This is a genomic window from Pseudomonas sp. BF-R-30, from assembly GCF_019956175.1.
In the GTDB taxonomy this organism is placed as follows: Bacteria; Pseudomonadota; Gammaproteobacteria; order Pseudomonadales; family Pseudomonadaceae; genus Aquipseudomonas; species Aquipseudomonas jessenii.
The window spans coordinates 41220-67044 of the sequence record NZ_JAHBDE010000023.1 but is presented as its reverse complement, the minus strand read 5'-3'; the positions used below and the strand labels follow the sequence as shown (position 1 = coordinate 67044).

At 55.5% G+C, this 25825-nt stretch carries 23 protein-coding genes and 2 pseudogenes; 15 read left to right on the top strand and 10 right to left on the bottom strand.

All coding sequences use genetic code 11. From position 1 onward, the window contains the following. Nucleotides 1-242: 242 nt before the first annotated feature. Both KGB20_RS14605 and KGB20_RS14600 read right to left on the bottom strand, forming a co-directional pair. A complete protein-coding gene (locus KGB20_RS14605) occupies nt 243-1667 on the bottom strand; it encodes a DUF1254 domain-containing protein (RefSeq protein WP_090454550.1) in 1425 nt (474 codons plus the stop codon). A 694-nt stretch (nt 1668-2361) separates the two neighbouring features. Then, nucleotides 2362-2751, bottom strand: coding sequence for a MerR family transcriptional regulator (locus KGB20_RS14600; protein ID WP_090454552.1), 390 nt, complete (start codon nt 2749-2751; stop codon nt 2362-2364). A 74-nt stretch (nt 2752-2825) separates the two neighbouring features. Between KGB20_RS14600 and KGB20_RS14595 the strand changes: the two genes are divergently transcribed. Together KGB20_RS14595 and KGB20_RS14590 are read left to right on the top strand one after the other, a co-directional pair. Next, a complete protein-coding gene (locus KGB20_RS14595) occupies nt 2826-3905 on the top strand; it encodes an SDR family oxidoreductase (protein WP_090454553.1) in 1080 nt (359 codons plus the stop codon). Nucleotides 3906-4350: 445 nt separating this feature from the next. Continuing rightward, a complete protein-coding gene (locus KGB20_RS14590; protein WP_008023518.1) occupies nt 4351-5250 on the top strand; it encodes a DMT family transporter in 900 nt (299 codons plus the stop codon). A gap of 164 nt (nt 5251-5414) precedes the next feature. Here KGB20_RS14590 and KGB20_RS14585 read toward each other — a convergent pair whose 3' ends face one another. Then, a complete protein-coding gene (locus tag KGB20_RS14585) occupies nt 5415-6869 on the bottom strand; it encodes a tyrosine-type recombinase/integrase (protein ID WP_090454557.1) in 1455 nt (484 codons plus the stop codon). 586 nt (nt 6870-7455) lie between these two features. Between KGB20_RS14585 and KGB20_RS14580 the strand changes: the two genes are divergently transcribed. Together KGB20_RS14580 and KGB20_RS14575 are read left to right on the top strand one after the other, a co-directional pair. Next, complete coding sequence (locus KGB20_RS14580; RefSeq protein WP_154910275.1) at nt 7456-7686, top strand: hypothetical protein; 231 nt, start codon at nt 7456-7458, stop codon at nt 7684-7686. A gap of 75 nt (nt 7687-7761) precedes the next feature. After that, on the top strand, nt 7762-8067 hold the full coding sequence (locus KGB20_RS14575; RefSeq protein ID WP_154910276.1) for a hypothetical protein: 306 nt from the start codon (nt 7762-7764) through the stop codon (nt 8065-8067). Between the two features lie 157 nt (nt 8068-8224). Here KGB20_RS14575 and KGB20_RS14570 read toward each other — a convergent pair whose 3' ends face one another. Then, the gene (locus KGB20_RS14570) at nt 8225-8482 is read right to left on the bottom strand and encodes a hypothetical protein (RefSeq protein ID WP_154910277.1); all 258 of its coding nucleotides are present in this window, start codon (nt 8480-8482) and stop codon (nt 8225-8227) included. Between the two features lie 114 nt (nt 8483-8596). On the opposite strand from KGB20_RS14570, the gene KGB20_RS14565 reads away from it, so the two are divergent. The 7 genes and pseudogenes from KGB20_RS14565 (at nt 8597) to KGB20_RS14535 (ending at nt 13596) form a co-directional block, all read left to right on the top strand. Further along, the gene (locus KGB20_RS14565) at nt 8597-8944 is read left to right on the top strand and encodes a hypothetical protein (protein WP_154860570.1); all 348 of its coding nucleotides are present in this window, start codon (nt 8597-8599) and stop codon (nt 8942-8944) included. 262 nt (nt 8945-9206) lie between these two features. Further along, nucleotides 9207-9395 carry a hypothetical protein gene (locus KGB20_RS14560; RefSeq protein ID WP_191628325.1) on the top strand — a complete coding sequence of 63 codons (189 nt, stop codon included), beginning with the start codon at nt 9207-9209 and terminating at the stop codon, nt 9393-9395. Next, nucleotides 9362-9506, top strand: a pseudogene (locus tag KGB20_RS14555) (phage head morphogenesis protein); the annotation flags it as partial. The gene KGB20_RS14560 and the pseudogene KGB20_RS14555, both read left to right, overlap by 34 nt. Nucleotides 9507-9650: 144 nt before the next feature. After that, a complete protein-coding gene (locus tag KGB20_RS14550) occupies nt 9651-9809 on the top strand; it encodes a hypothetical protein (RefSeq protein WP_174245509.1) in 159 nt (52 codons plus the stop codon). Between the two features lie 606 nt (nt 9810-10415). Next, on the top strand, nt 10416-10829 hold the full coding sequence (locus tag KGB20_RS14545) for a hypothetical protein (protein WP_150812535.1): 414 nt from the start codon (nt 10416-10418) through the stop codon (nt 10827-10829). A gap of 829 nt (nt 10830-11658) precedes the next feature. Further along, nucleotides 11659-12792 (top strand): aminotransferase class V-fold PLP-dependent enzyme, encoded by a 1134-nt coding sequence (locus KGB20_RS14540; protein WP_150812536.1) that lies wholly within the window; start codon nt 11659-11661, stop codon nt 12790-12792. 336 nt (nt 12793-13128) lie between these two features. After that, nucleotides 13129-13596: an NUDIX hydrolase gene (locus KGB20_RS14535; RefSeq protein WP_150812537.1), complete on the top strand. Its 468-nt coding sequence runs from the start codon at nt 13129-13131 to the stop codon at nt 13594-13596. Nucleotides 13597-13927: 331 nt separating this feature from the next. Here KGB20_RS14535 and KGB20_RS14530 read toward each other — a convergent pair whose 3' ends face one another. Then, entirely contained in the window at nt 13928-15577 is a 1650-nt protein-coding gene (locus KGB20_RS14530; protein WP_150812539.1) for an arylsulfatase, read from the bottom strand. Nucleotides 15578-16335: 758 nt separating this feature from the next. On the opposite strand from KGB20_RS14530, the gene KGB20_RS14525 reads away from it, so the two are divergent. Further along, nucleotides 16336-16686 (top strand): BON domain-containing protein, encoded by a 351-nt coding sequence (locus tag KGB20_RS14525; protein WP_150812540.1) that lies wholly within the window; start codon nt 16336-16338, stop codon nt 16684-16686. Nucleotides 16687-16816: 130 nt separating this feature from the next. Here KGB20_RS14525 and KGB20_RS14520 read toward each other — a convergent pair. After that, nucleotides 16817-17021 (bottom strand): annotated as a pseudogene (locus KGB20_RS14520) (hypothetical protein). A gap of 199 nt (nt 17022-17220) precedes the next feature. Here KGB20_RS14520 and KGB20_RS14515 point away from each other — a divergent pair. Both KGB20_RS14515 and KGB20_RS14510 read left to right on the top strand, forming a co-directional pair. Then, nucleotides 17221-18042, top strand: a complete 822-nt coding sequence (locus KGB20_RS14515; RefSeq protein WP_150812735.1) for a MinD/ParA family protein — start codon at nt 17221-17223, stop codon at nt 18040-18042. An 887-nt stretch (nt 18043-18929) separates the two neighbouring features. Next, nucleotides 18930-20231, top strand: a complete 1302-nt coding sequence (locus tag KGB20_RS14510) for an Nramp family divalent metal transporter (protein ID WP_150812736.1) — start codon at nt 18930-18932, stop codon at nt 20229-20231. A 45-nt stretch (nt 20232-20276) separates the two neighbouring features. Here the strand turns inward: KGB20_RS14510 and KGB20_RS14505 are convergent, their stop codons facing one another. The 4 genes from KGB20_RS14505 to KGB20_RS14490 all read right to left on the bottom strand — a co-directional run bounded on the left by KGB20_RS14505 (nt 20277) and on the right by KGB20_RS14490 (nt 24218). Beyond that, the gene (locus KGB20_RS14505) at nt 20277-21233 is read right to left on the bottom strand and encodes a 2-hydroxyacid dehydrogenase (RefSeq protein ID WP_154910278.1); all 957 of its coding nucleotides are present in this window, start codon (nt 21231-21233) and stop codon (nt 20277-20279) included. Nucleotides 21234-21268: 35 nt separating this feature from the next. Further along, complete coding sequence (locus KGB20_RS14500) at nt 21269-22033, bottom strand: SDR family oxidoreductase (RefSeq protein WP_150812738.1); 765 nt, start codon at nt 22031-22033, stop codon at nt 21269-21271. Between the two features lie 16 nt (nt 22034-22049). After that, on the bottom strand, nt 22050-22769 hold the full coding sequence (locus tag KGB20_RS14495; protein WP_154910279.1) for a fumarylacetoacetate hydrolase family protein: 720 nt from the start codon (nt 22767-22769) through the stop codon (nt 22050-22052). Between the two features lie 99 nt (nt 22770-22868). Beyond that, the gene (locus KGB20_RS14490; protein ID WP_223532633.1) at nt 22869-24218 is read right to left on the bottom strand and encodes an MFS transporter; all 1350 of its coding nucleotides are present in this window, start codon (nt 24216-24218) and stop codon (nt 22869-22871) included. A gap of 585 nt (nt 24219-24803) precedes the next feature. Here KGB20_RS14490 and KGB20_RS14485 point away from each other — a divergent pair. Further along, entirely contained in the window at nt 24804-25736 is a 933-nt protein-coding gene (locus KGB20_RS14485; RefSeq protein WP_150812741.1) for a helix-turn-helix transcriptional regulator, read from the top strand. Nucleotides 25737-25825 lie beyond the last annotated feature (89 nt).

Genomic DNA, 25825 nt, shown 5'->3' with positions numbered 1-25825 from the left:
TGTAGAACCTTGCTGAAGGGCACCGATGCGATATTGATCAACTATGGTGCCTTAAGCGGACTCACTCAGCGAACAGCCGTCGGCTCTTCGCGCCGACAAGGCCCTAATGCGTTTTTACACACTCTGGACCGACTTCTGCCCATCGCGAGAGGCAGAAAGCGACCCGCAGCGGACGGTCAAGGCCTCTGCGAAACCCTAACGCCCCCGGTAGAGCGCCGTCCGCTGCACTGGTCGTCAGGTGTTCAATTGATTTTAAGGATCGCGGGCGGACTCCACGTTCCTTTGCCAGGAGGCAGGACGGAAGGGTTTTCCGTCTTCGGCCAATACAGACGCATCACCATGTAGATCAGATCATTCGGTGCGGGCAGCCAGTTGCTTTCCTTGTCCGTGCCGGGTGAATCCTTCTGGACGTAGAGCGTCAACGAGCCGTCTGCATTCTTCTTCATGTCGGGTAGCATCGGCGAGTTGATGAGGTAGCGATTGACCGGATTCTTGATGAGCAGTTGCGACTTGCCGTCGTACATCGTCACCGACCAGAAGGCGTTGACCGGCGGGAGCTGTCCAGCGGGAAAGGTGATGGTGTAATTGTGCTTGCTGCCGTCAAGCGGCGTCCCATCGGACAGGATCTTGGCCATCGGATACGTAGCCTCTTCGGCGTCGTTGGCATAGATGCCCGCTTGTGCGATGGCGGCACGTTTTAGCCAATCACCATCGTAGAACGCGGCATCACCGCCGGAACTCACGATGTTCCAGCCATTGATCTGCGTGCCGAGATGATTGACCGCATCCAGGACCTTCGTATGTCCAGCCTGCATGCCCTCAACCACGGCGGTCTTTTGCTCGGCGGAGAGATCCTGGAAGTTGAAGTCCTTGTCGGCGCCAATGCCCATACGGGCCAGCTTCGCGCGGATCGCCACTTCTTCCGGTGTGGCCGGGGCAAACTGCAATGCAAAGCCCAGATACTTGAAGAAGTCGGTCTTTACGAGGTCCTTGTCGAACTTCGGAAAGTCGATCGCCGGCGCGGCAGGCGGCGCAGGTTGCTTGAGAAAAGCCGATAGCGGCTGGGTCGCATAACCGGACTGGATCTTTTCGACGTTTGGCATGTCCGCCGGATTGTAGAGCTGGGTGCGAAAGATCACGAAGAGGAGTTGTGTTTGGGAACGAAACACCTTCTTGATGCCCGGCGGGGTCATACCCTTCCAATCGGGGCCGACCAGCAGGTAATTGCCGGCTTCACTGCCGGTGGTGCGACTGCCGATGTAACCGAAGTTGTTGGTGTTGTTATCGATGAGCTGCACCGAGTAGTACCGCGGTTTCTCCACCGTCGGCACTGATAGCACGATCGGCTCGCTACGCAGGTCCATAAACATCAAGGAATACGGCGTGTCGCTGTTCGGCGAGACGATGGCCGTGTCCTTGTAGCTAAAGACATTGTGCATGTTGTGAATGTGGTTGAACGGCGCCTTGTACTGGCCGGAGTTCTTGTCCACGGCATAGTCGTACATGGTCGCATAGTTCATCACGATGGGCAGACCGTAGATGTAGCCTTCCTCGGCGATGGCTTTCGTTTCGGCGGGTGTGATGTCCGTTGCGTGGGTGAAGGTGGATGTAAATGAGGCGAGCAACAACATCGCACAGCCAACGGCTCTCGGTAGTGGGTTTTTCATGAACCTGCTTCTCCATTCCTTGAATCGGATAGTGAGTCGATCAACTAACCATTAATCAGGCGATATGAAGGGGTGCGCTGTTAACGACCTGATGACACATCGCGCTTCTTGTCTTCCTGTAAGTCTTTGTCTTGCCCGAAGATGTCACTCCGAACGCGACACTGTTCGAGGAGAATTCGACATGGATGGGGATGGCAAACCCAGGCTGCTCGGTCAGTATAAGCGGCAATTCAAATAACGCTGCTGAGTTGCCGGCAGCTATTCCAGACACTGCCAGGCACCAACGCTTCATCGCCGTCCTTTCTGACGCTTGAGGCTCCCCATCGAAACTTTTCCAGGCTCCCTATCAGTGGAAGAGTATGACGGTACAGTTCATATGGGGGGCATAGCTAAAGCGATACCCAGGCACTTTCGACTATCTGCATTTGGCCGATTGCTACCTGTTGTGAAGGGCCGATTTCGACCCATAGTAGACATCATGTGTCTAGCAAATCCGGAGCAATTCATGCCGATGCAGCAGCCGAGCGAGATTATCGAGTTGCTGCCGCATAGATGGGCGCCCGTTTAACCACGCAAGGTCTTTTGGGCGGACGCTTACTGTCCAGGGCCTGGCCACAAGGTTTTAGAAAATGCGTAAGCGATGGGCTTGAAACTGGAAGCAAGCAGCAGCTTCCGTTTCCCAGATGCTGACAGTTCAGTTGGAAGAGTTGTTCAGCTGCTGAAGCTCAAGTTGCTTGGCAGCACTGGCTTCGAGGTTTGCACGCTCTTCATCCAGATACCGATAAATGCTTTGGAAGTTGGCGATTTTCTGTTTGATTTCTGCCATCTTCTTTTCAATTAGCTTAGCGCCGTCAGCACAATCGATCAGCTTGTTCCGCTGCGCATCCAGAATCTCGCCTATTTCCCCCAGGGAAAACCCCATGCTTTGCGCGCGCTGGATAAAGTCCAGATCCTGCAGAGTTTGCGCTGTGTAAACGCGATATTTGTTAGTTTGCCGCAGCGGTGAGATCAGGCCGATTTGCTCGTAGTAACGCAGCGTATGGCGGCTGGCGCCGCTGCGGGCCTCGAGTTCGCCGATTTTCATGAAAGCACCGCTTGACTATAGAGTTGGGTCGATAGTTTACGCTTGATTTCTCACCTTAAACAAGGAGCAGGGAAATGAGCGTGGAGTGCTTTGTCACGGGGGGTACCGGCTTCATCGGTCAACATTTGGTGGCGTACCTGAGTGCAAAAGGTCACACCATTCGGGTGTTGATGCGTCGCCCAGAGCGACTAGCTGCACTGCGGGAGCAAGTCGACAATTTGGGAGGGTGCGCAACCCGGGTATTTGCCGTAGCTGGCGATCTGGAACGGGACAACCTCGGGCTGAGTCTTGCTGACCGAGAAGTGCTAAGGCACGCAAGAATCATATTCCACCTAGGCGCCCACTTCGCATGGGGGCTTTCAGTGGAGCATTCTCGTGCGGTGAATGTGGAAGGGGCAAAGCGCGTGGCGCTGTTGGCGGCTGAGCAAAAAAGCCGGTTAGTGATGATCGGCGGCTACATGCTGAAAAATCATGAACATCTGCAACGTATCGGAATTGATCCTCGTTATCCGGAGCTGACGAATTGGCCTGCCGTCTACCGACATGTCGGTGGTTACGAGGGGAGCAAGCTGGAGGCGCATTTTGCGACCCTGGAGGTCATGTCCGCCAAGGGCGGGGAGATTACCGTTGTCCACCCCGCGACGGTTTGTGGCCACAGCCGCACTGGGCATATCCTTGACGGTCAGCCGCTGGTGGAGCTGATACGAAACCTTGTGCAGAGAAAGCTGACTGCAGTGCCCGGTACCGCCGAGCACTGGCTGCCACTGGTCACCGTGGATTACCTGGTTGAGCTGGTGGCGGTTTGTGCTTTTGATCCTGCCATGGTGGGCCAGGAACTGCTGGCGCTTGATGACCAAACACCGAACTTGCGAGAACTCCTGGTACAGGTGGCACAACCTTTGGGCTTAAAGTCTCCCAAGCATTACATTTCACTCCGATTGTTGAAGTTGCTACTGAGTATTCCTCCCGTCGCGCGGTTTTTGAATACAAAACCCGAAGCCTTGGACTTTATCCAGACCACTCGTTTTGATACAGCGGCGGTCGAGCAATTTGCCAATATGCATGGAATATCCAAACCGGATATACGTCAGTCTTTGCAGCACACTGCAATGTTCGTCAACTCAAATTGCATAGCCAAGGGCCAGGCCCTCTGACTTCTCCCTTGGGGGCGACAAAGTCGTTAGCCCCGATTAAATGGACTTTCCTAAGGTAAGTAATGCGGATTCATCAACTTAGAAGTGCAACCATCGTGCTTGAAATCGGCCCTTGTCGAGTCATGTTGATCCTATGCTGGGAGAACAGGGTGCATAATCGCCTCTAGCTTGGGGGGTATGTTTAACTAACACTCAATCGCCTCAGCCATCCGCTTGAGCACTACTTCACAGCGATGCTTGGGAGTGAACGTCCACCTGATCCACCAACTTTTTTCCGCCATTTCGTACGGGAACTTCAAGAAGGCCGACAGCATCCTACTGGGCGATCCAGCTTATGCCCCAATAAATACTGGGGTTGGTGGGATCTTCGTATCCTCAAACTTTGCGCCGTCGATGTAGGGCGGCATTCTATCGAACGACAATACAGCGACAGGGATCGTCATCAATGCAATCTACTTTCAGCAAAGGCGTCATATTTGCACTCTCCGCTGCGGCACTGAACGCAACGATCGGTGTACTCAGCAAAGTACTCATGAGTAATGGTTTCACCGCTAGCAGTGTCGCTGTCATCAAGACCGTACTTGGTTGCGTGCTTCTCTCGATCTTACTGTTTTTCCTCAAGCGCCCGGCGGCGTCGACCAAATGGACTCAGGCGGCTATCTGCGCATTCCTTGGCATCTTTGTGCTGTTCCATTTCGAAACGTCCGCCTATCGACACTACGCTGCGGCAGGTGTGGTGGTGGTGCTGATGGCCAGTGCCTCAATTTCCTCGATCATTCTGGGGCGCATTTTCCTCAAGGATGCCATCACCGCGAACGCTACCGTTGGCGCCGCACTGGCTATCGCTGGGATCTCGGTGATCTTCGGCGGCGACCTGCAGCAGGGCTTTACCCTGCAAGGTGCTGCGCTCGCCTCCATGGCCGGCTGCGGCTATGGGGCCTTTTCGGTTGCCATGAAGCGTATGGGTGTGTCGGGGGGACTGCACTTCACCCGACAATTGTTGTTCTTTGGCAGCCTGTACCTGCTGATGCCGGCTGCGGCCGATGGTTTCGCGATGGGCGAGCTGTCGCCGCTGGCGATCGCCGCGCTGCTGGCGTTGGCCACGCTGCCGACAATCCTGGGCTTCTTCTGCACCACCAAGGCCATCGAGTATCTCAAGCCATCCCAAGTGCAAGCGCTGGAGCTGACCGAGCCACTGTTCGCCGCGCTGCTGGCGTTTGTGGCGCTCAATGAAGTACCGCGCGAAAGCCTGTACGCGGGAGCGGCACTGATCATCGTCGGCCTGTGTTTCTCCAATGAACTAATCCGCTTGGGCAGCAAAGCATCCGTCCCTTCGACCGAGTGAGCTATTTTCGGATCCTGATTACTTTAGCAATCAGTGGTTTTTAAGTGTTTTGAGCGACTGACCGCTTCAGCCGATTTCTGCCGGTCATGAAGCCGAAATCAAGCTGAAGAACGTGCTCGGCGATGTTTGCGCAACTATGAGGACTCAACACTAAAGGCACCGATTTAAGAAGGCGGTAAAGAGCCAGTCGCGGTATACGCAGGAAAAGACATCATCGATTCTGCTGACGGATGCTCGTAGGTGGAGGACAACATGGCGCTGAGTCGATCGCCCAACAGGTCCCAGGCACGCTTCTTCTCTTCGGCATAATCGTGATGCAGGTAGTGCCGTCTTACCCGGGAGCCGGCCAGCACATGGTTTTGGCAGCGATCGATGACGTCCAGGCTGACCCCCAAGGCCTGCATCATGGTTGCGCCCGTACGGCGTAGGTCATGCGGTGTCCAGTCGCCGTTTTGGCCGTCGGCAAGCACCAGCGTATCGTCGTGACGCCGTCTGGAGAGAGCCTTGCGGCTTTTGAATCGGGCCTGGCGATCGCCGACCTGTTTGCTCACCACTTTCACGTCCACATGCCCATCATCCTGCTTGTTCGGAAAGCACCACTGAGAGTCGCCCGTCAGGGTTTTGAGTTCCTGAAAGAAATGCAGGGCGAAGGGGGAGAGGAAAACATGGTGGTCCTGTTTCTTGCCGCGGGTGCCTTTGACGTTTTCACTGGGGAGGAACCAGGTCTGCTGGTCCAGATCGACATTTTTCCATTCGGCCTGCAGCAACTCGCCAATCCGACACAGGGTGCCCAGGCTGATCCAGAGCGCGAGTTGGGTTTCTTTTTTCAATGGCCGAATGCCTTCGTACTTTTGCCCGGCGGGGAGGGCGCTGTAATCGGCGGTCATTTGCTGGAAGCGGTTGTGCAGTTCCAACAGCTCCGCCGGCGAAAGGATGCGGCTTCGTTCCGCTTCGTAGTCGGCAGGGATCAGGGGGGAGATGTCGACCAGTTCAGTCGGATCGCCCTCGATCAATAAGGCCCGCCAGGGCTGACGCTTTCTGGCCCAACTAAACATCTGGGTGAGGTCGGCGAAAAAACTGATGGCTTGTCGGTAAGCGCCGCGGTTGACCACGGTGCGGATCAGCGCCCGAATATCGTGCTCGGACACATTGTTCACCGCGGTCTTGCCGAGGGCTGGCAAAAGGTCCTTGTTAAAACGGCGCCGCAGTTCGGCGTTGCCGTCTTTCCGCGCCACGCCATCCAACAGCCACGCCTTGGCCAGATCCTGGACGGTCAGCGTTTGCACCTTCGCCGCTTTTACTTGTTCGGCCTCTACGTTAGCCGCGGCGTATGCCTGTGCCTTGACGGTTTTCTTGTGTTCGTTGGGATTGATCTGCTCATCGATGAGCGCTCGGGCCTGGTTGCGGGCCTTGCGGATGTCCGCCAGGGATTTGCGTGGCCAGGACCCGCAGGCGTACTCTTTGTTCTGGTCGCCCCACCGATAGCGATAGAAAAAGCTGACCGACACGCCGTCCTTACGCACTGAGATTCGACCGGCCAGATTGCCGTCCTCCCGGAGGATTCGCCCAGCATCGTTGGCGGTCAGCGACTCGAGTTCCTTGATGGTGATTTTGGCCATAAAATGGGTTCCCCCTACTTTTACTCCCACAAAAACGTCGGCTCTTGGTGGACGTTCCTGGACTCTCGTAGAGCCGAACACCGCTGGAGCTCAAGTAAATACTAGCTTAGAAAAATCCAGAGTAAAATTTTGGAAGCTTTCAAGAAGTATGAAAAAGTAGATGGGGTGCTAGGGGTCGAGTGTTCGAATCACTCCGTCCCGACCATTATTCCTGAGTAAAATCAGACACTTAAGCCGATCAGCTAGATCGGCTTTTTTGTGCCTGCGCAAAACCCATTGAAGAAATGCCGTCTGATAGGGGGCTGTATGGTCAATGTAGGGTCCAGCAGGAAACACGACAATCGATTGGAAAAGCACTTTTCGTCGCAGATGGATGACATAACACTCATCTTGAAATGTCACCTGATGCTGGAAGAAATGCTTCGCGATTTCTGCTCTGAGATGGTTTCGCTCCGTGGGAGCGTATGACCGGCGCGGTGATGGTCATGATTGTTTTCCAGGTGGACGCCGCCTCGCCGGCTGGCATGATTCGTTGAAGTGGGCTATTGGTTGATGACCCGGCATATCGCTGGATCAAGGAGGAAAAATGGTCAAAAAACCAAGCAATAAGTTGATTGCAGAGGTTTCAGGCTTGACTGAGGGCGAGGTGGGAACCTACCTGTGCCAGCTAGATCAACAGGCGAGCGGCGATTGGTTGGCTTACTTTGGTAATGAGATAGAAAAAGCTTCTGCAGCTTGTCAAAAACTCAATAAGGCGAAGACGGTAACGATCCCCGTAGAGTTGGCTAACAACTGGTACGACCGAGGCAATGGCTGAGCTCGTAGCTCAATAGGTGAGGAGTTATGCTGAGGTTTGAACAGATCGAGAAGGTAGATTCTTCAAGGTGAGTCTATGGCGCATTATGTGGTTTCAGCCGTTCGAATCAACGATGCCGCTGAAATAGAGCTCTTCATGTGGGCAAAGATTGACCCCAGCGTCAGCAGAGGAAGATTTCTTGAAAAACCACACATAGCTTCGATGGAAGACATCATTTCGGCTATTCGCGATGGCGACGTTGTTGAGATGACATTCGAAGCGGGCATCGGGACGGTGTCAGGTGGAAAGCTTCTGGAATGTCACTTGCAAAGTGGCGAGGTGACCGTAACCGAAGAACGTGCTAATCCAGGCAGAATGATCAGCGACCTACCAAGATTTTAAATCGTGACAACTGCCCGTCTGCCGATGCGTTCAGTGCAATAGGTGAGGGCGGATCAGGCTGCCGCTGTCGATTCGAGTGAGTAGTCCATCCACGAAAGCCTGGTCGCCGACTTCCGTTTTGCATCGTTCTGCGGCAGCTTGACCTTCGCTCTGATGACTACGTCTCGGCACCGTCCCGGCTTGCGAATACGCTCGGTGTTATCGGCGGCGTACTGGGGGCATCGAACATGCTGCGGAGCTGGGCGACTCGCTTGTCATCCATGATCTTGACTACGCGATCTTCGACAGCCTGGAGCCACTGGCTCATGGACAGTTCGATCCGCTTGCCTTTCTCGATCTTGAAGTCCCGAACCTTGCGTTTCGCCTCTTCGCGGGCGAAGTACTCATTCATTCCGAATACGGCAAATGTCCTCATGGCTATCTCCAGTCAGGCGCCGTCCTCTGTGACCGGATGCGGCAGTATGAAAAATGGTGAAGTGGCAAGGTGATAGCCATATGATTCGCCATCACTCACGCATGGAGCGCGCAAATGCGCCTGTTACTGGTTTCAACGATTGCCCTGTTCATAACCGGTTGTTCAGGACCAGGTGTTGTGCCGATGGGGCGAGACACCTACATGATCGCGAAGGATGGGAGCTTCACGACCTTTGGCGGAGGAGCTGTAAAGGCTGAGCTATATCAAGAGGCCAATGCTTTCTGTGAGAGCAAAGGCAAGCAGCTGATGCCGGTAAAAGATGCGTCCAGGGATTCTGGTTACGATCGCTATGCCAATGCCGAGTTGCAGTTTCGGTGCCTCAATGAAAACGATCCAGAGTTGCGCCGACCGACCATCAATCAAGATGGAGTAGTCCTCCGCGGCCGGATGCAACAAATATAGGTGAGCCATCCGGTTGAAGGGGTAACCCGCTGTATCGGACGGGTTACCTGTTTTTCATTTTGGATCGAAGGTGCCGAGTGTCAGCATTGGCGAATGCACCGCCGTTCAGTTCTTCAAGGAACTCGGCGGTATCTGCTGCGATTGGCATAGCTGTTGCCTCGGGTAGGCGCCGCCCTCCGTGACCGGATGCAGCATGGTGGCAATTTGATTTCGGATGGTGTTTTACGGATAACCTGCACTGGGGCCGGCCGAAGGAGCAGTAATGAGGCGTTCAAGCAAACCTGACGAACTCAAAAATCCGCGTAGGGTTATGGCTGGGAAGATGGCATACGAGCGAAGAAAGGCGGCTCAGGACGAAGCGGATAAGCCGGCAATGGAAATCGTAAAGGCCGTTGTGGCGGTGATTTGCTTGATCGGGTTCGCGCCAAGCTTTTCCGCGAAGGTGACCTGAGCATCGAACGGTTCTCCGAGCTGCAGCTTGATCGCAACTTCTCACCGCTGACCCTGGTACAGAATGAAGGCTCTTGAACCACTGGCGTTCGAGCGGGCGGGCATCAAATAACGGCAAACCAACTGGCGGGACCAAGGCGCTGCTTTTGCGTCTGCTGCCTGCTCAAGGGTGAGCGCGTCGTTGTTTCGTGATCGTTGACTGAGGGAAAAGATCTGCATATACAATCCGTTCTTTCAATTTTTGTTTCGGTAAGTCATGAGCGAAGAACGAGATATTCCCGAGCCTGAGCACGACCATCTGCTCGATCATGAATTCCATGATGACGAGTCATGGGTCGAAGAAGACGCTCAAGCAATTTTTGACGAAGAGGATGATGACGTTGATTTTCTTGATCAGATAGATCAAGAGGACTGACACAGCAAAATCTAAACGCAAGTAACCCAAAGGGCCCGCCCATCCGCACGGGTCTATATGCTTTGAATCAAGCCCTGGCAGCCGCCGGGGTTTTTTATGCGTGCGCCAGGCAGGGTGCGTTGCGCGCAAGCGCAACCAGCTCGGCTGTGGTGGTCACGCTGGTGACTTGGAGGTGAAAGTCCTCTACACACCCGGCAAGGGGAAGTGTTAGCCAGAGGGAAGGGTGTCGCGGGTGACTGCGAATCTGAAGGAAGCCCGAGGCAAAATGCTGGCCTGACGAACAGGAAGCGGATGAGGCGGGGTAGGGGGGCGAGTTTCCCCAAAGCCCAATACTTGCACGGAACGCTGCGACGTAGAAGCGACGTTAAAACACCCATTTTGAACGGGTCTTGCATTGCTTGGTTACCTGCTTCTGACACATTGACCTCAAGGTCATAACCGCGCCGAAATTGGCGCAATCCCAGTCCTTGGGTTTGCAGGCAAGGACTGGGGGTATCCGTTGCGTGAAGGCAGGAGGCTACTACGGAAGGGCAGTTCACGTTACTGTGCATTCATCCACGTTGGATGACTGGCCAGCCCGCTCTAACAATAACAGGGAGGTTTCAAATGATACCGAAGCTACTCGTGACTATTGGGATTGTCTTCTACGCCGTCGTTGTACCGGTGTTAGAGCTCAATGATACCCATGTTTTTAACCAGGCTTGGGAGCCCCACGCTCGGCTACATGAGGTCTGGCAGTTGTTCACCAATACTGCAATTGGTGCATTTAGCCTTTGGCTTGTGTGGCTCAAGGGTAACCTCCGCCTCTCCAGTCTTCTTACATTGTTTATTACTGGCGGGTTCTTGATGGCTTACTGGCTTCGAGAGTCTTACGGTGGATCGATGATCCTCACAGATGGCTCAGAGAAAATGATTCTGGGGGTGAACTTAGGCCTTCTTGCATACACCCTTGCAATTTTGTTGGCTGGTATCGCAGTTGTAATCGATCTGCGAAAACGAGCGGCGCGAGTCTCAATCTGAACTGAGGGAGGGGGCGCAGCCTAGCAGTTGTCAATCGTGAGGGATGGATGAAGGGGGCGGTCAGCAGGACGCCGTAGGAGGGAATCAATCTTGTACCAGTTTTTGTACCACTGACCGTGTAATTAGGGCGTAAACCGGGCATTTCCGAAGTAAGGAAGTGCCCGGTTTCATTGGCTCTGCGTACTTTGCCTTACCCCTTTAGAATCGCGGTGTAATTCTGCACGGAATTAGGCCAGCACTGCCTATCGTGAAGGGCTGCAATCCACCAGTCGTGATCAAACAGCACGCCATATCGAAACGAAAACTGCTGCCAGAAAAAACGAAATTGGAATTGGCAGTATCGATTGCACAGCAGTTAATTGCTTACCTGTGCGTCGAGTGACAATCCTGAACATGCCTACGACCAACACAAACGCTGTAATGAGCGCCCACCCATATTCACTCATGAGATACACCTAGCCATTCTTGTTTTACATTAAACATCGACTCCATAGGCCGCCCCAAAGCATAACGACTACTCTATCAACACACCTTCATAGCCGACCATCTGCTTGATCGCATTCACACATTTGCTAATAGATTGTCCGTTTTGGGTCGGCTGCTGCCCCTCGTAACTGGTCGTTATCGACCGAATGTAAGGAAGTAGGAACCTTTAAAGCCCACCCACCTACAACTCAGCAGCCACCTGCGAGCATTGTTACGTCCAGTAATCGACCTGATGATGCCAGCCGCTCGACAGAAGTCGCAATTCAATCCCGAGCAATCTTGTCATTTACCAAAGCTTAGGGCAGGGTCGATACCACTGACATCTCTGCCAAAGGAGTCACCCATGTCCAAGCTATATCCCAGTATCGATCCTGAGGGGCTGGTCGAGTACTCGGTGGTCTACACCGACCGCTCGCTCAACCATATGTCGCAGTCATTTCAAGGCGTGATGAAGAACATTTCCAGCACCCTGAAACAGGTCTACAACGCTCAGGCTGTAGCGGTGGTCCCGGGCAGCGGCACATTCGGCATGGAAGCGGTGGCGCGACAGTTTGCCACCGGCCAGCAATGCCTGGTGATACGCAACGGCTGGTTCAGTTATCGCTGGAGCCAGATCCTTGAGATGGGGAACATCCCGGCGGCTACCACGGTGCTGAAAGCCCGACCGGTCGAGACTGGTCGTCAGGCTGCCTACGCCCCACCCCCTCTGGACGAAGTGCTGGCAGCCATTCAGGCGCAGAAGCCGCAGATTGTCTTCGCCCCCCATGTTGAAACCTCATCAGGGATTATCCTGCCCGACGACTACTTGCGGGCCATCGGCGACGCCGTGCATGCGGTGGGTGGCCTGTTCGTGCTGGACTGCATTGCCTCAGGCACGCTTTGGGTTGATATGCACAAATGCGCAGTCGACCTGCTGATAAGCGCACCGCAGAAAGGCTGGAGCGCCTCCCCTTGCTGCGCCCTGGTGATGCTCAGTTCTTTGGCCCTCGAGCGCATCGAACAGACGCATAGCAGCAGCTTCGCCTGCGACCTGAAAAAGTGGCTTCAGATCATGCAGGCCTACGAACAGGGCGGACATGCCTACCATGCGACAATGCCCAGCGATTCTCTCGCGCGATTCAACGAAGTGATGAAAGAGACGCAAGCCTACGGTTTCGACAAGATCCGCGGCGAACAACAGGCTCTGGGCGATCGGGTGCGCGCAATGTTGACCGGCAAAGGCATCAAAAGCGTGGCCGCAGCCGGCTTTCAGGCCCCTGGCGTAGTGGTGAGCTACACCGATGATGCCGACATCAAGAGCGGCAAGAAATTTGCCGACCACGGCCTGCAGATCGCCGCCGGAGTGCCGCTGCAATGCGACGAGCCGGCCGACTTCCAAACCTTCCGCATCGGTCTGTTCGGACTCGAAAAGCTGCACAATATCGAGCGCACAGTCAGCACCCTCGAGCAGGCACTGGACGAGGTGATGGTTAACTAAGCCCTCATCTTGCCCGCAGCACATACCGAACTTGTGAATTCCAGGAATGCATCCTGCCCTGGGCACTGCCGGCCCATGGCGCTGATCTTCGACAAATATGACGCTGGTCGTCCGGACGTCATGTTAGAACCACAAGGGAAAGCCCGTGCACGTGTCTTACTGACACGTGCGCCCTTCAGCGCTATCAGAAAAGGTTTCCGATGAAGCCTTTCACGGGGCGGATGATTGGCGGCTTTATGACTTGGATCGACCCCAAGCGGACATCTGAATATCTGGCCGCTCGCGTAACGGATAAGGCCGTAAGATGTGTGCTTCATTGCCGATAAGGAAATCGTCATGTCACCGAACAAGGCTTGCCCGGTCATCCTCTCCAGTATTCCTGGCACACACATCCTTCTGTTCCGCCATCCAATAGCAGGCGTACAACTGGTCAAAGGGACAATCGAGACAGGTGAAACTCCGGCTCAGACCGCTCTGCGTGAATTAAGCGAAGAATCAGGCATAGAAGCTGCCTCGGTTGTCAGCGATATGGGCTGCTGGGACGCCGCGCATCTCGACCAGATATGGTCATTTCAACTGTGTTACACGCAGGCACTTTTGCCGGAGCAATGGACTCATCGCACGCTCGATGACCATGGTCACACCTTCAGCTTTTTTTGGGCTCCGCTCGATGATTTGCCGTTTGCCGACTGTCATCCGGTCTTCCGTCGAGCATTACGGTACCTGACTGCCACACTGACAGCGCAAGGTTATGTATTGGCTCATGATCAAAGCACAAACATATCGTCCGAAGCTCCGACTTGATGTTCGCAAGCGGCTTTCGAGCGGCTGTTTCTGGCCCTGGCTGTGTAAAAACGCAGGTGCCATTTTGAATTCTGCGTTGCTACGTGAAATCAGCCGGTGTTGCGGTCAGTCGGAAGACCTGAAATTGGCGTGGGAACGCGTTATTTGACACGACTCAGCCCGCTATTACTGGCCGAAAACGTTTTTACACAGTGTCGGCCGATTGCTGCCTGTCACGAAGGACCGAGATCGACCCTTAACGGACGCTCGCAAGGTGCCAATTGTCAGAGTGAGTTTTCTGTCTATGAGAAGTGGGGAAGCGGCAGCCGCAAATGAGGCTGCCGCCCAACCGCTAGTTAGGTATTGGAATGTTCACACCTTCCTTCTGCAGGTCTTCGCGCACCGACTGGAATTTCTGGTACTTGGAAATTTCCACCGGGCCGTCGTAGGTCATGCTTTGCATTTTGCGTGGAGGGTACTTGGCGTAGGTTTTCATCAGGTTGTTGATCGCGATGCTGATGGGAACCATCGACCAGGTGCGTTCGGTGAAGTTGCTCATGAAAATGTCGTAGCGTTCCTGCGGATCCTGCAACAGGTCGAAGACCTGCGGCACGGTCGCCACGTACTTACTCTCACCTTTCCAGCCCAGGTTGGAATCGACCGCCAAGCCACCGGTCTGGGCGCCGTTATCGCCGCGCAGGTTGAACACGGCCTTGAAGTTGCCGACACGGGCAGCACCAGGGGACAGTTCGTTCTCCGTGAAGTAGAACCATTCCTTGCGTGGGGATGGGCCGGTGCCAAGCAACACCGGGGACATGTCGTAACTGTCGAACATGATCGGCTGACCTTCGCGGTCTTTCTCTGGCAGTTTGATGCCGGCCACCGCGGCAAACGTCGCCATCAGGTCCAGTCCACCGATGATGTCGTGGTTTTTCACCGCGGGTTTGATTTTGCCCGGCCAAACCATGATCGCCGGCACCCGGTTGCCACCTTCACGTACCGTGCCTTTGGTGCCGCGGAAGGGCGTGTAGCCGGCGTCTGGATAAACGTCCTGCCAGGCGCCGTTATCGGTGGTGTAAACCACCAGGGTGTTTTTATCCATTCCCAGCGCTTTCAACTTGTCCATGATGCGGCCAATGCGGGTGTCGAGTTCCACCACCGAGTCGGCGTACTTGGATTTGGAGATCGATTTGTGCACGAACTCTGGTGCTGGCAAGTTCGGCTGGTGCACCTTCATGAAGTTGACGTTGATGAAGAACGGCTTGTCAGATTTGGCGGCGGTGTCGAGGAACTCCATTGCGGCTTTCTCGACATAACCGTCAAAGTAGGGAATCCCAACCACGCCGGGTTTTCCATCAATGACCGGCGTATCAACATACTCGCCATTGATCTTGAACTCCTCGACCGGTTTTTCACCGGCCTTGCCGGACAATGCGCCCTTGGTAACCTTGACGAACATGGCGCGAGTCTCCGGGTCCATGTCCGGGAACCATTCGGGATCTGCGTAGGTGTAGGCGTTGAGATGATAAAGACCGACGTATTTCATGACGTCGTAACCCTGGGCGTTGGGCATTGCATAATCGGCTTCGCCCAGGTGCCACTTGCCGGTGAAGTAGGTGTCGTAGCCACCGGTTTTCAGCACGGAGGCCAAGGTCCATTCCGCTGCCGGCAAGCCACCGCCCTGGCCCTGGAAGGCCACGGTGGTCATGCCGCTTCGGTTGGGAATGCGCCCGGTTTGCATGGCCGCCCGACCCGGCGTGCAACTGGGTTGGGCATAGAACGAGAAGAAGGTTGTGCCTTGCGCCGCCAGTTCGTCGATGCTCGGCGTCGGCATGCCGCGACCCACACCGCCGCCATAGGGGCCCAGGTCACCGTAGCCGGTATCGTCGGATACGATAAAAAGGATGTTTGGTTTTTCTGTCTGCGCTGCCTGGGTAAGGTTAATTGCCATCAGGAGGGAACATGCTAGGTACAATCTAGTGCGGTGCGAGAGCCTATTCATGTGGATTTCCTTTCTCAAGTTCCGATCCTTGTTGCGGCCGCTCAAACATCGAGAGCAATACAACAAGGAACTGCGTCAGTAATCCCCCCAACTTTTAGCCTGGACGGTTCAAGGGAACGGTGTAACGATTGGATCGAATCCCTCTTACCGTTCAACGCGCTCGTGAAGCCTAGTACGAAAAATTTCTATCTGTCTTATTTGGGGGGCGCAATTAGAGTCATTCGTCGCCTTTTTGCCCGTGATCCCACATCAGCTTTTTCTGGCTTTCGGTGTAATAGATCCGAGGTCTCTGCTTCATCTGCAACACTCCTTCTGCTTACACAGAATTTAGTTGTGTTGCATCGACCGGTTGAATCCACAACCCATTGCGGACACTCAGAATGATACGAGGAGGCGATTACCCTTTGTGTGAGCCAGTAAGTGACCAGGCTGTTTGGGCGAACCGACTTTTTCAACAGAACCGACCGTTTTCTGTCGGTCGAGATTGGCAGCAATGGGTTGATCAGCGCTGATCGCAATAAGGACCGTTTGGAGTGCTCTGTAGGTGTTGCGCCTGGCACAGAGCGACCAAGGCGGACGTCCACGGGGACAGCGCTCTGACCGCAGGCAACGGCCGTACTATAATTAATGTCTGTCAATGTTTGTGTGGCGAGCGCTCCAAAACGAATCAGGTATCCATAGCGTTCACCTGACAGGCAGAGGGCAGCACAGCAAATGGGATGGACAGTATATCTGATTACGCGAGAGAGGGTTCAGCCATGAAAATTCACTCCTTCCAGCATTATTCTCATGGTCTGGAAATGGCCGTTCACGATGCATGGATTACCGCCAAGGTGAAGTCGGCCCTGGCATTTTCCGATCCGACCCTTAGCCTGCATATCAATGTCAAAACCCATGCGGGCATAGTGGGGTTAAGCGGCCGCGTCAACACTCATAGACAGTGTGAGCAGGCCATTGGTCTGGCCCGTTCGGTTCATGGTGTCGCCGAAGTCGATGCCAGCGACTTGCAGACCCATGTGTTCACGCCAGGGAGTTTTCCAGAAGCGCCCAACGCCGAAGAGAGCACTGAGCGCCGGCCACAATCGTCAACAAAGATGGACGACAAATGATAATGGCAACTTTGTAGGCGCCGCGCTCCCAGTCGGGAACCGAGGTCTCTGCTTCATCTGCAACACTCCTTCTGCTTACACAGAATTTATTTGTGTTGCATCGACCGGTTGAATCCACAGCCGAAAGCAGTCACTCCGGCGCCATCATCAGCGCGAGTGTCATCTTGATGAGCTCTTCATTTTTGTCGATGGCTTCCAGGGCGCCGCGCACGTTGTCGGCGACATCGGCCGCGCTGCTCGACCCAGTTCGAATGCTCCAAGATGGCGGCTTCGAGGGCGAGCTGGTTTTCGTTGATCTTGAATAGCAGGGAAGGGAGCAGGTCTGAATTCGGCATAGGCGATTACTCGGCGGATGAGCGCATCGCAGCAGTGGCAGTACTGGTTCGCGTGATTGCCATGTCGTGGGTTACAGCGTTTCTGGTGATCCTGTGATATAGCTAGTGGCCATGTGTCTGCACATTTCAGTTACCATCGCGTATCTAGGAATAGTGAGCGACTACTCGCACGCGTTGCACATGGAAGGGAATCAATAACATGGATGGTGTGCGTTCTGTACAAGTTATCGCCGTGACCGGCGGAAAGGGCGGCGTCGGCAAGACGACTGTGGCTGTGAATCTTTCATTGGCGCTGGCGAAACTTGGAAGGCGAGTCGTATTGCTTGATGGCGATCTTGGCTTGGCGAATATCGATGTCCTGTTGGGGCTTTCCCCGCAGTACACGCTTGCCGATTTAATCGAAGGTCGCTGTGAGCTATCCGATGTACTTTTGCGCGGTCCGGGCGGGATACGAATCGTCCCTGCGGCTTCAGGCATCCAGAGCATGGTGCATTTGTCTCCGACTCAGCACGCAGGCCTGATCCAGGCCTTCAGTGAAATCGGCGACAGTCTCGATGTGCTGGTGATAGACACAGCTGCGGGCATCGGCGCGTCGGTGGTCAGTCTCGTCCGGGCGGCCCACGAAGTCTTGCTGGTGGTCTGCGACGAACCGACCTCGATCACCGATGCCTACGCACTGATCAAACTGCTTAATCGTGATTACGGAATGGACCGTTTCCGGGTGCTGGTCAATATGGTGCAGAGCCCGACGGAAGGTCGCGCGCTGTTCGCTAAATTGGCCAAAGTCACCGATCGCTTCCTCGACGTAACCCTGCGGTATGTGGGAGCGGTTCCGTACGATGAATGTGCGCGTAGGGCAGTGCAGAAGCAGCGAGCAGTCTACGAACACTTTCCGCGCTCCAAGTGCGCCCAAGCATTTCAGGAAATCGCTTTAATGGTCGACGCTTGGCCCTTGCTGGCTACCCCCAGAGGGCATATGGAGTTCTTCGTTGACCGACTCGTCCATAATTCGAGAAGGTGACATTTCTCTCCCGGCCGTATGAGTGGTGCGATTGTGGTGTCCGCTTCTGCCTAATAAGCCTGGAAGCGCTTTTGTTGGGTCGGCTTGCGCAAAACCTCCTCTGGAGGCCGCGTGTTTCCGTTTGTATACGCACAAAAAAGCGGGTGTTTTGCCCCCCCTTGTAAGTAGCTATATTCGTTTAGAAACAATAGGTTAGGCTGCTACAGCCCCCAGCATGGGGTGCTAGGGGGCGAGTGTTCGAATCACTCCGTCCCGACCATATAATTCAAAGGGTTGCGAGATTTTATCTCGCGACCCTTTTTTATTTTTGGTCGTTTTTACCCCTGCAAAACGACTGGTTCTGGGTGGATGCGTCTTACATCTTGTCCGGTTTGATACGATTTGTTCGCGATGAGCCTGTTTAGAAGACGACTTGGTTTGGCCGCAGCCATTGAAGCAGGTGTCAGGCGCTTCATTCTGGTCTCTGTCTTCCCCCGATGCGCTGCGTGGAAGCCCGTTATCCGAAGGTTTCGAAAATTACATTGCCGTGAAAAAACGAGCAGATGATCACTTGGTGGGGACGGATTTGAATTGGGTGGAAACGGCAGCGGCCAAGAGAAGGGGTTTACTTGCGGGTGATTCTTTATTTTGTTTATGTGGTCAGTCATCCTATGATTATCCTAAAACGACATCAATCGCTGTTTTCTTAGGTTGGAATGACACGTCGTGGCTCAGGCGCAGTGTTTGCACGAGCCGAGCCTGGTTAGATACCGTCCACGCAGCCCGGCGCTGACCCGCGAGCTTGAAACATTTATAAACACACTCGCTCAAGATTAGTTGTACGACGTCGTATCTAATGTGTTCGACTGCGCTCGTTCTCACAAAAAAAATAAATGGAGATACCCTCTATGACGAGCATTCCTTCCGTAGAAGGCCAGGCTGCGGCGCCCGCACAAAATCGATTTTCCCGAATACTCAAACTGCTGGGCCCAGGAATCATCGCCGTACTGTCCTGGCTGGGCGCAGGTGATCTGATCACGTCGTCCGTGGCCGGTGCCAATTACGGTTACGCAATGATGTGGGTGCTGGCGGTCTCTCTGCTCTTGAGATACCTGATCGTAAACATCATCGCTCGCTTCCAGTTGTGCAATAACCAAGGCATGACCATCCTGCAAGGCTATGCGCAGCTGAATCCCTTTTTCGCCTGGTTCATGCTCGTCTACGCCCTGCTGATGGGGCACTTGATGAACGCCTACATGATCAAGGGGGCGGGTGAGTCGCTGGCGATGCTGTTCAAAATCGACCAGCCACTGCTGTGTTCATTGGCGGTGGTACTCGCTGTGTGGATGCTGGTCGGTCGTAATATTTATTCGATGATCGAAGGCGTGATGAAGATGCTGCTGGCGATCATGACCCTGGCCTTTATTGCCTTGGCCGTAATGTCAGGTCCCGATGTCGCCGGTATCGTTAAAGGCACCATCGGCTTCAGTATCCCGCCGGATGAAGGCGTGCATGGCGCGCTGCTGGTGGCGGTATCGGTTATCGGCGCGGTTGCAGGCTCCATTGCCAACTTCGTGCATCCGTATGTCATGCGCCAAAAGGGCTGGGTAGGGCCGCAGCACAAGCGTGTTCAACGTAACGATTTGCTGTTTGCAGTGTTCGTCGGGATCGTCATCAACCTGGCCATCTGGATCGTCGGCGCGGAAATTCTGCGGCCCAACGGCATCGAGGTGAAGACCTTGGGCGACCTTGGCAAGGCGCTGGAAATTTTCTTTGGCCCGATTGGTTGGTATGTGTTCTTCATTGGCGTGTTCGCGACACTGTTTGCCAGTATTTCAGGCAAGACCACCGCGTTCCCGATGCTGATTACCGATGCCTTCCAACACGTTCGTCCTGAACGTCGCGAAAAGTACGGTAAAGAGTTTCATCATGATCCGATGCACAAATGGTTCATGCTTTTTATCCTGGTGACGCCGTTGATCTGGTCGCTGCCAGGCATGCCGGATTTCGTAACCCTGACCATTGGTGTCAGCGCGTTGAACATCATTGGCTTGCCGGTCATTTCCCTGGGCCTGCTGATCATGTCCAACCAGAAGTCGCTGCTGGACAAGAAATATCGCAACAACCTGTTTGAAAACATCGCGCTGCTCTTTGCTACAGGCCTCGCGCTGTGGGTCGCCTTCCAGTTGGGCGTCGATCTGTTTACCTGACACCGAGCCGCCAAGGGGACGCAACGTCCCCTTGGCGGCTAGCGTTCAATCAGTCACAGACCCTTGCGGCATTCTCCCGGCGAAACTGTCCACCAGGCTCGCCACCACCATCTCGCCCATCCGCGTGCGGGTCTGCAGCGTCGCGCTCGCGCGATGGGGCTGCAGCACCACTTTTTCGTTGGCAAACAGTGTCTCGGGGACGTTCGGTTCATCGACAAACACATCCAGCGCCGCACCCGCGATCTCACCAGCGGCAAGCGCCGCCACCAGATCGACCTCGTTGACCAGCTTGCCGCGCGCCACGTTGATCAGATACCCGTCCTTGCCCAGCGCCTGCAGCACCTCGGCATTGATGATGGCTTCAGCCTTGTCGGCAGCGGCCGCGAGAATCAGCGCATCACTGTTGCTGGCAAGCTGCTTCAGGTCGGCGATGAAGGTGTGGTTTACATCGCTCATCGGCTGCAAATCGGTGTAACTGATCGGGCAACCGAACGCTGTGGCGCGGGTCGCCACGGCACGACCGACCCGGCCCATGCCGACGATGCCAATGCGCATGCCGGACACTTGGCGCGCCAACGGCAACGGGGCCAACGGTGTCGGGCTATGGGGCCATTGGCCCGAACGCACATAACGATCACTGGTGCACAGACTCCGGCACACGGCAATCAATAATCCGATGGCCAGGTCCGCGACATCTTCGGTCAGCGCGCCGATGGTCGCGGTTACGCGAATTCCGCGATCCCTGGCGTATGCCAGATCCACCGCATCGGTGCCCACGCCATTGACCGCCACCACTTCCAGCTTGGGCAGTTGCGCCATGAGTGCCTGGCTGATACCGGTATGCCCGCCGGTGATCACACCGCGAATGTTCGCGCCGTGTTCCTGCAAATAAGCCTGCTTGTCGGCCTGCTGGAAGTAACGTCTGACGGTAAACAGCTCATCGAGCCGAGCGTTGATTTCAGGGATCAGGATCGGGCTGAGCTGCAAGACTTCTGGCTTCATATAAAACCTCGCGTAACGGAATAAAAAAGGCCGGTTTAACCGCGACCGGCAAACGGCATGGCGCTGGCCATGACGGTCATGTTCAGGACGTTCGCCTCCAGCGGCAGACCGGTGATGTAGCGCACGGCATCGGCCACATGCTTGACGTCCACCATCGGCTCCACGGCGATGGTGCCGTTGGCCTGGCGCACGCCTTTAGTCATGCGCACCGACATTTCGGTCAGGGCGTTGCCGATGTCGATCTGGCTGCAGGCGATGTTGAATTCGCGCCCGTCCAGGGCCAGGGATTTGGTCAGTCCCAGCACCGCGTGTTTACTGGCGGTGTAGGCGCTGCTGAAGGGGCGTGGGGTATGCGCCGAGATCGAACCGTTATTGATGATGCGTCCGCCCTGTGGCTGTTGCCGGCGCATCAGTCCGAAGGCACCACGGGCGCAGAGGAAAACGCCGTTGAGGTTGGTGTCGATCACGTTGCGCCACTGCTCGAATGTCAGTTCATCGAGCGGCACGGCAGGGGCGTTGACCCCGGCATTGTTGAACACCACGTCGAGGCGTCCGTATACCTCGGTGATGGTTGCAAACAGTGCATCGACACTGGCCGGGTCACGCACATCAGTGGGGACCGCCAACGCTTCGTGTCCTTCGCTGAGTGCCAATTCGACCAAGGCCTGCAACGGCTCCGGCCGACGTCCGGCCAATACCAGGGTGAATCCGTCGGCCATCAGAGCCAGGGCCACGGCGCGGCCGATTCCGCTACCGGCGCCGGTGACCAGGGCCACCTTTAAAGGAAGAGTGTTAGACATGTTGTTATCTCCTTTTTCAATTCACGAGGGCGTGTGCCGGGTTCAAGGCGCGCTGACCAACGCGCATTTCCAGTTGGCCGATGCCGGCGATCCCGGCGTTGATGATGTCGCCTGGTTGCAGCACATCGACGCCTGCCGGGCTGCCGGTCATGATCAAGTCACCGGCCCGCAGCGCTACCGATTGCGAGATGCGGCTGATGATTTCACTGACCGACCAGATCTGGCTGTCGAGGCTGTCGCGCTGGCGTTCTTCGCCGTTGACGTTTAGCCACAACTCGCCGTTCGGGTGTCCCGCGTGAGTCACCGGCACGATGGCGGTCATCGGTGCGGCGCCGTCGAACACCTTGGCACCTTCCCACGGCAAACCATTGCTTTTGGCCGCGCGCTGGACATCACGACGAGTCAGGTCAAGTCCGACGGCATAGCCCCAGACATAGGCCAGCGCCTGACTCTCCGGAATATTGGCGCCGCCTTCACCGATGGCCACGACCAATTCGATTTCGTGGACAAACTCTTCAGTCAACGGCGGGAAAGTCACTTCACCCGCCGCATCCACCACGTTGCTCGCGGGTTTCATGAAGAACACTGGCGGCTGACGGGACTGGCCTTGGGTGTCTGGCCAAGGGTAGTTGCGGCCGACGCAAAATACCCGGCCGACGGGAAAGCGCTGCTGGCTGCCGGCAACCGGCAAGGTCGCAGGCAGATCCGGGGTAAAAACGTATTCGGTCATAGTCATTTTTGTAGTTGTCCTGTTGGAAGCATCAGCCTACGGCGGCTTCGTTTTGCGAAGTTGGACGAATGCCACCTCGTGTTGGAGAAAAACGCTTTTCTGCGCTCAGCGCGCCTTGAGTTCGATGCGATACAAACGACCGAGCAGCAACGAATAGGACAAGGTACCCATCAGCGCCACGCCACCAATGAACCAGAAGGCGTAGGCAAACGAGCCTGTCGCGTGGACGATGCCACCAATCACAATCGGAGTGACAATCCCGCCGATGTTGGCGGCCAGGCTGGTGACCCCGCCGGTCAGTCCTATCAATTCCTTGGGCGCGACCTCCGACACTGCCGCCCACGACGAAGAAGCGATTCCCTGGGCGAAGAAGGCAATGGTCAGCACGGCAATGCAGATCACGTTCGAGTCGGTGAAATTCACCAGCACAATCGACATCCCCAGCATTGATCCGACCACCAATGGCAACTTGCGAGCGAAGGACATTGAGTAACCACGGCGTATCAGCAAGTCGGAGACGATGCCGGCGAGCAAGATGCCGACCGTTGCGCCCACGAACGGTAGCACCGCGAAGATCCCGGCCTTGATCATGGTCAACTTGCGTTCTTCGATCAGGTACGTCGGGAACCAGGTCAGGAAGAAGTACAGCGCTGAGGTGCTGGCGAACTTGCCGATGCAAATCGCCCGGATCTGCCGATAGCTGAACAGCTCGGCGATCTGCCGCCAGTTGAACCGGGTGCGTTCCTGGCTGCTCTTGACCAGTCCACCCCCGGCTTCGATGTACTTCAGTTCTTCCGGGCTGACGGTCTTGCAGTTCAACGGATCGCGGTACAGGTACAGCCAGATCACTCCGAAAACAATGCCGAGTAATCCGGTGCTGTAAAACACATGGCGCCAGTCATAGGTCGTGGCCAGCCATAACAGCACGCCCGTGAACAGTGCCGTGCCCAGATATTGGCCGCACACGTAAATGCTGCTGGCCAGGCCCCGTTCGCGGGCCGGGAACCATACCGTCACCGCACGGCTGTTGGCCGGAAAGGCTGGAGCTTCCATGGCGCCGACGGCTAGGCGCAGTCCGAACAACGACGCGAAGCCCGTGGCGAAGCCCTGGCACACGGTGACCGTCGACCAGCTGATCAGTGATACACCGTAAGTGAACCGGGAACCGAAGCGATCGGCAACAAACCCGGCGGGCACCAGGGCGAGGGCGTAAGTCCAGGCAAACGCGGAAAAAATCAGGCCCATTTCAATCTTGTCCAGGCCCAGGTCCTTGGCGAGGAACGGCGCCGCAATCGAAATGTTCACGCGGTCGATGTAGTTGATGATGGTTGCAATCAGCAGCAACGACAGCATGAACCAGCGCCTACGCGTCGGCAGTCGTTGTGGCAGCAGGGCGTCCCGGGCGCCGGCATTCACCGACGGCGCGGTGGACGGGGAGGTTTGCGAGTTCGACATGAGTAGACCTTTTTATTGTTAGAAGAATCGAGATGTTCGCGCGCAGCCGAAGCCGATGCCGCCAGTGTCGGGGCAGAGCAATCGCTACTTGAATGAGAGGCGCGGACAGCCGCTGTCAGGCGCTCAGATACGCCTTCGGACTGGCTCGATCTGGGGAGGGTTGGCGAGGGGGAAAATCAGGTTCATCACGTGCGCACCTTTTGATTGTTTTTGGACGGGTCGGGCTGCATTGGCTGTCACAGTGGTCGTACAACATCTCAAAATCAACGGGGGCGTTAGATCGTTTTTTCTTCTGAAAAAGGCGATTAATGCAGATGTCCAAGAAAAATCAAATCAGCTCATTTCCTTAGTCATGCTTCATGCGTTTAATAAGATTATGTTTTTAAAGGATTAATTATTTTTATGTGCTCGTAGTTTTTTGGACGGACGACAAATCACACACGGATACAATTAATTCTCTGAATTTCGTTGTCATCCTATGACATGTTGAGGTCAGCAGGGTCTGCCTTCACAATCAGCGCGGTCGCCGCCTGCATCGCGGCGCGACGACAACCTGTCCATGTACCTGTCGAGGATCCTCAGGCGATGTCGTCACCCAGTCGAGTACCCACTTACGTCATGCAGCAGCGCAGCGAATTGACGGACTTTTACATCCGCGACAAAAAGGGACGGCGCGCCGAAACCAGCCCGCATCGCCACGAGTATTTCCAGATCCAGGTCAACCTCGGTGGCGATACCATGCAGCACATCGGCAACGTCGAACGTCCGTTTCCGCGCAACACGCTGGCCTTCATCCTGCCGCATCGCGTGCACGTGATTCCGCATCCGGCCGACAGCAACTTCATGGTGATCAATTTTTCCCAGACCTTCCTGCTGCCGCATTTGCAGTGCGATCCGATGGATCTGGAGGAAGTCTCGATTCTGCTGGCGCCGGAGTTGTCGCCGTTCCGCTTTCAAGAGCATCTGGATTTCATTCTGGCCGATGAGGATTTCAACAAAGTCTGTGCCTTGATCGAACAGATGCGAGTCCTGGATGAGAAGCGTCAGTTTGGCACTCGCGAGATGCTCAAGGGGTTGTTGCTGCAACTGGTGGGGAGCGTTTGTGCCTTGTATGCCGAGCCGCTCAAACGATTGGCCGAAGAGAATGCCGCCGAAGTCAGCCGACGCGATGCGCTGAGCAGGATGTCGGAATACTTGCGCAAGAACATCGCCGACCCCGACCTCAACTTGATTAAAGTTGCGGCGGCGACCTACCTGTCCCCGACGTACCTGACGCATTGGCTGCGCAGGGAAATCGGCAAGACCTTCACCGAACTGGTGCTCGAACGCCGAATGCACGCTGCACGCAATTATTTGCTCAATGGCACACGACCGGTGGGGGAGGTGGCGAGGTTGTGCGGTTTCGCTGACGAGGCATATTTTTCGCGACGCTTCCGCCAGATCCACGGCCAGCCACCTGGGCAATTCAGACGTCAGCAACTCAATCCTGATACGCCGCAATCGCCGTCCAACACGTGATCGACAGTTGTAGGTGATGTGGCGCTAGATACGAGGTCGATCCGGGCGCACCGGATTGGGGATGGGGTGATCGGCAGTTGGGCGCAACG

Bases quoted from the DNA above. Each gene is read 5' to 3' on its own strand.
- KGB20_RS14605 (WP_090454550.1), bottom strand. From the start codon at position 1,667: ATGAAAAACCCACTACCGAGAGCCGTTGGCTGTGCGATGTTGTTGCTC.
- KGB20_RS14600 (WP_090454552.1), bottom strand. From the start codon at position 2,751: ATGAAAATCGGCGAACTCGAGGCCCGCAGCGGCGCCAGCCGCCATACG.
- KGB20_RS14595 (WP_090454553.1), top strand. From the start codon at position 2,826: ATGAGCGTGGAGTGCTTTGTCACGGGGGGTACCGGCTTCATCGGTCAA.
- KGB20_RS14590 (WP_008023518.1), top strand. From the start codon at position 4,351: ATGCAATCTACTTTCAGCAAAGGCGTCATATTTGCACTCTCCGCTGCG.
- KGB20_RS14585 (WP_090454557.1), bottom strand. From the start codon at position 6,869: ATGGCCAAAATCACCATCAAGGAACTCGAGTCGCTGACCGCCAACGAT.
- KGB20_RS14580 (WP_154910275.1), top strand. From the start codon at position 7,456: ATGGTCAAAAAACCAAGCAATAAGTTGATTGCAGAGGTTTCAGGCTTG.
- KGB20_RS14575 (WP_154910276.1), top strand. From the start codon at position 7,762: ATGGCGCATTATGTGGTTTCAGCCGTTCGAATCAACGATGCCGCTGAA.
- KGB20_RS14570 (WP_154910277.1), bottom strand. From the start codon at position 8,482: ATGAGGACATTTGCCGTATTCGGAATGAATGAGTACTTCGCCCGCGAA.
- KGB20_RS14565 (WP_154860570.1), top strand. From the start codon at position 8,597: ATGCGCCTGTTACTGGTTTCAACGATTGCCCTGTTCATAACCGGTTGT.
- KGB20_RS14560 (WP_191628325.1), top strand. From the start codon at position 9,207: ATGAGGCGTTCAAGCAAACCTGACGAACTCAAAAATCCGCGTAGGGTT.
- KGB20_RS14550 (WP_174245509.1), top strand. From the start codon at position 9,651: ATGAGCGAAGAACGAGATATTCCCGAGCCTGAGCACGACCATCTGCTC.
- KGB20_RS14545 (WP_150812535.1), top strand. From the start codon at position 10,416: ATGATACCGAAGCTACTCGTGACTATTGGGATTGTCTTCTACGCCGTC.
- KGB20_RS14540 (WP_150812536.1), top strand. From the start codon at position 11,659: ATGTCCAAGCTATATCCCAGTATCGATCCTGAGGGGCTGGTCGAGTAC.
- KGB20_RS14535 (WP_150812537.1), top strand. From the start codon at position 13,129: ATGTCACCGAACAAGGCTTGCCCGGTCATCCTCTCCAGTATTCCTGGC.
- KGB20_RS14530 (WP_150812539.1), bottom strand. From the start codon at position 15,577: ATGAATAGGCTCTCGCACCGCACTAGATTGTACCTAGCATGTTCCCTC.
- KGB20_RS14525 (WP_150812540.1), top strand. From the start codon at position 16,336: ATGAAAATTCACTCCTTCCAGCATTATTCTCATGGTCTGGAAATGGCC.
- KGB20_RS14515 (WP_150812735.1), top strand. From the start codon at position 17,221: ATGGATGGTGTGCGTTCTGTACAAGTTATCGCCGTGACCGGCGGAAAG.
- KGB20_RS14510 (WP_150812736.1), top strand. From the start codon at position 18,930: ATGACGAGCATTCCTTCCGTAGAAGGCCAGGCTGCGGCGCCCGCACAA.
- KGB20_RS14505 (WP_154910278.1), bottom strand. From the start codon at position 21,233: ATGAAGCCAGAAGTCTTGCAGCTCAGCCCGATCCTGATCCCTGAAATC.
- KGB20_RS14500 (WP_150812738.1), bottom strand. From the start codon at position 22,033: ATGTCTAACACTCTTCCTTTAAAGGTGGCCCTGGTCACCGGCGCCGGT.
- KGB20_RS14495 (WP_154910279.1), bottom strand. From the start codon at position 22,769: ATGACTATGACCGAATACGTTTTTACCCCGGATCTGCCTGCGACCTTG.
- KGB20_RS14490 (WP_223532633.1), bottom strand. From the start codon at position 24,218: ATGTCGAACTCGCAAACCTCCCCGTCCACCGCGCCGTCGGTGAATGCC.
- KGB20_RS14485 (WP_150812741.1), top strand. From the start codon at position 24,804: ATGTCGTCACCCAGTCGAGTACCCACTTACGTCATGCAGCAGCGCAGC.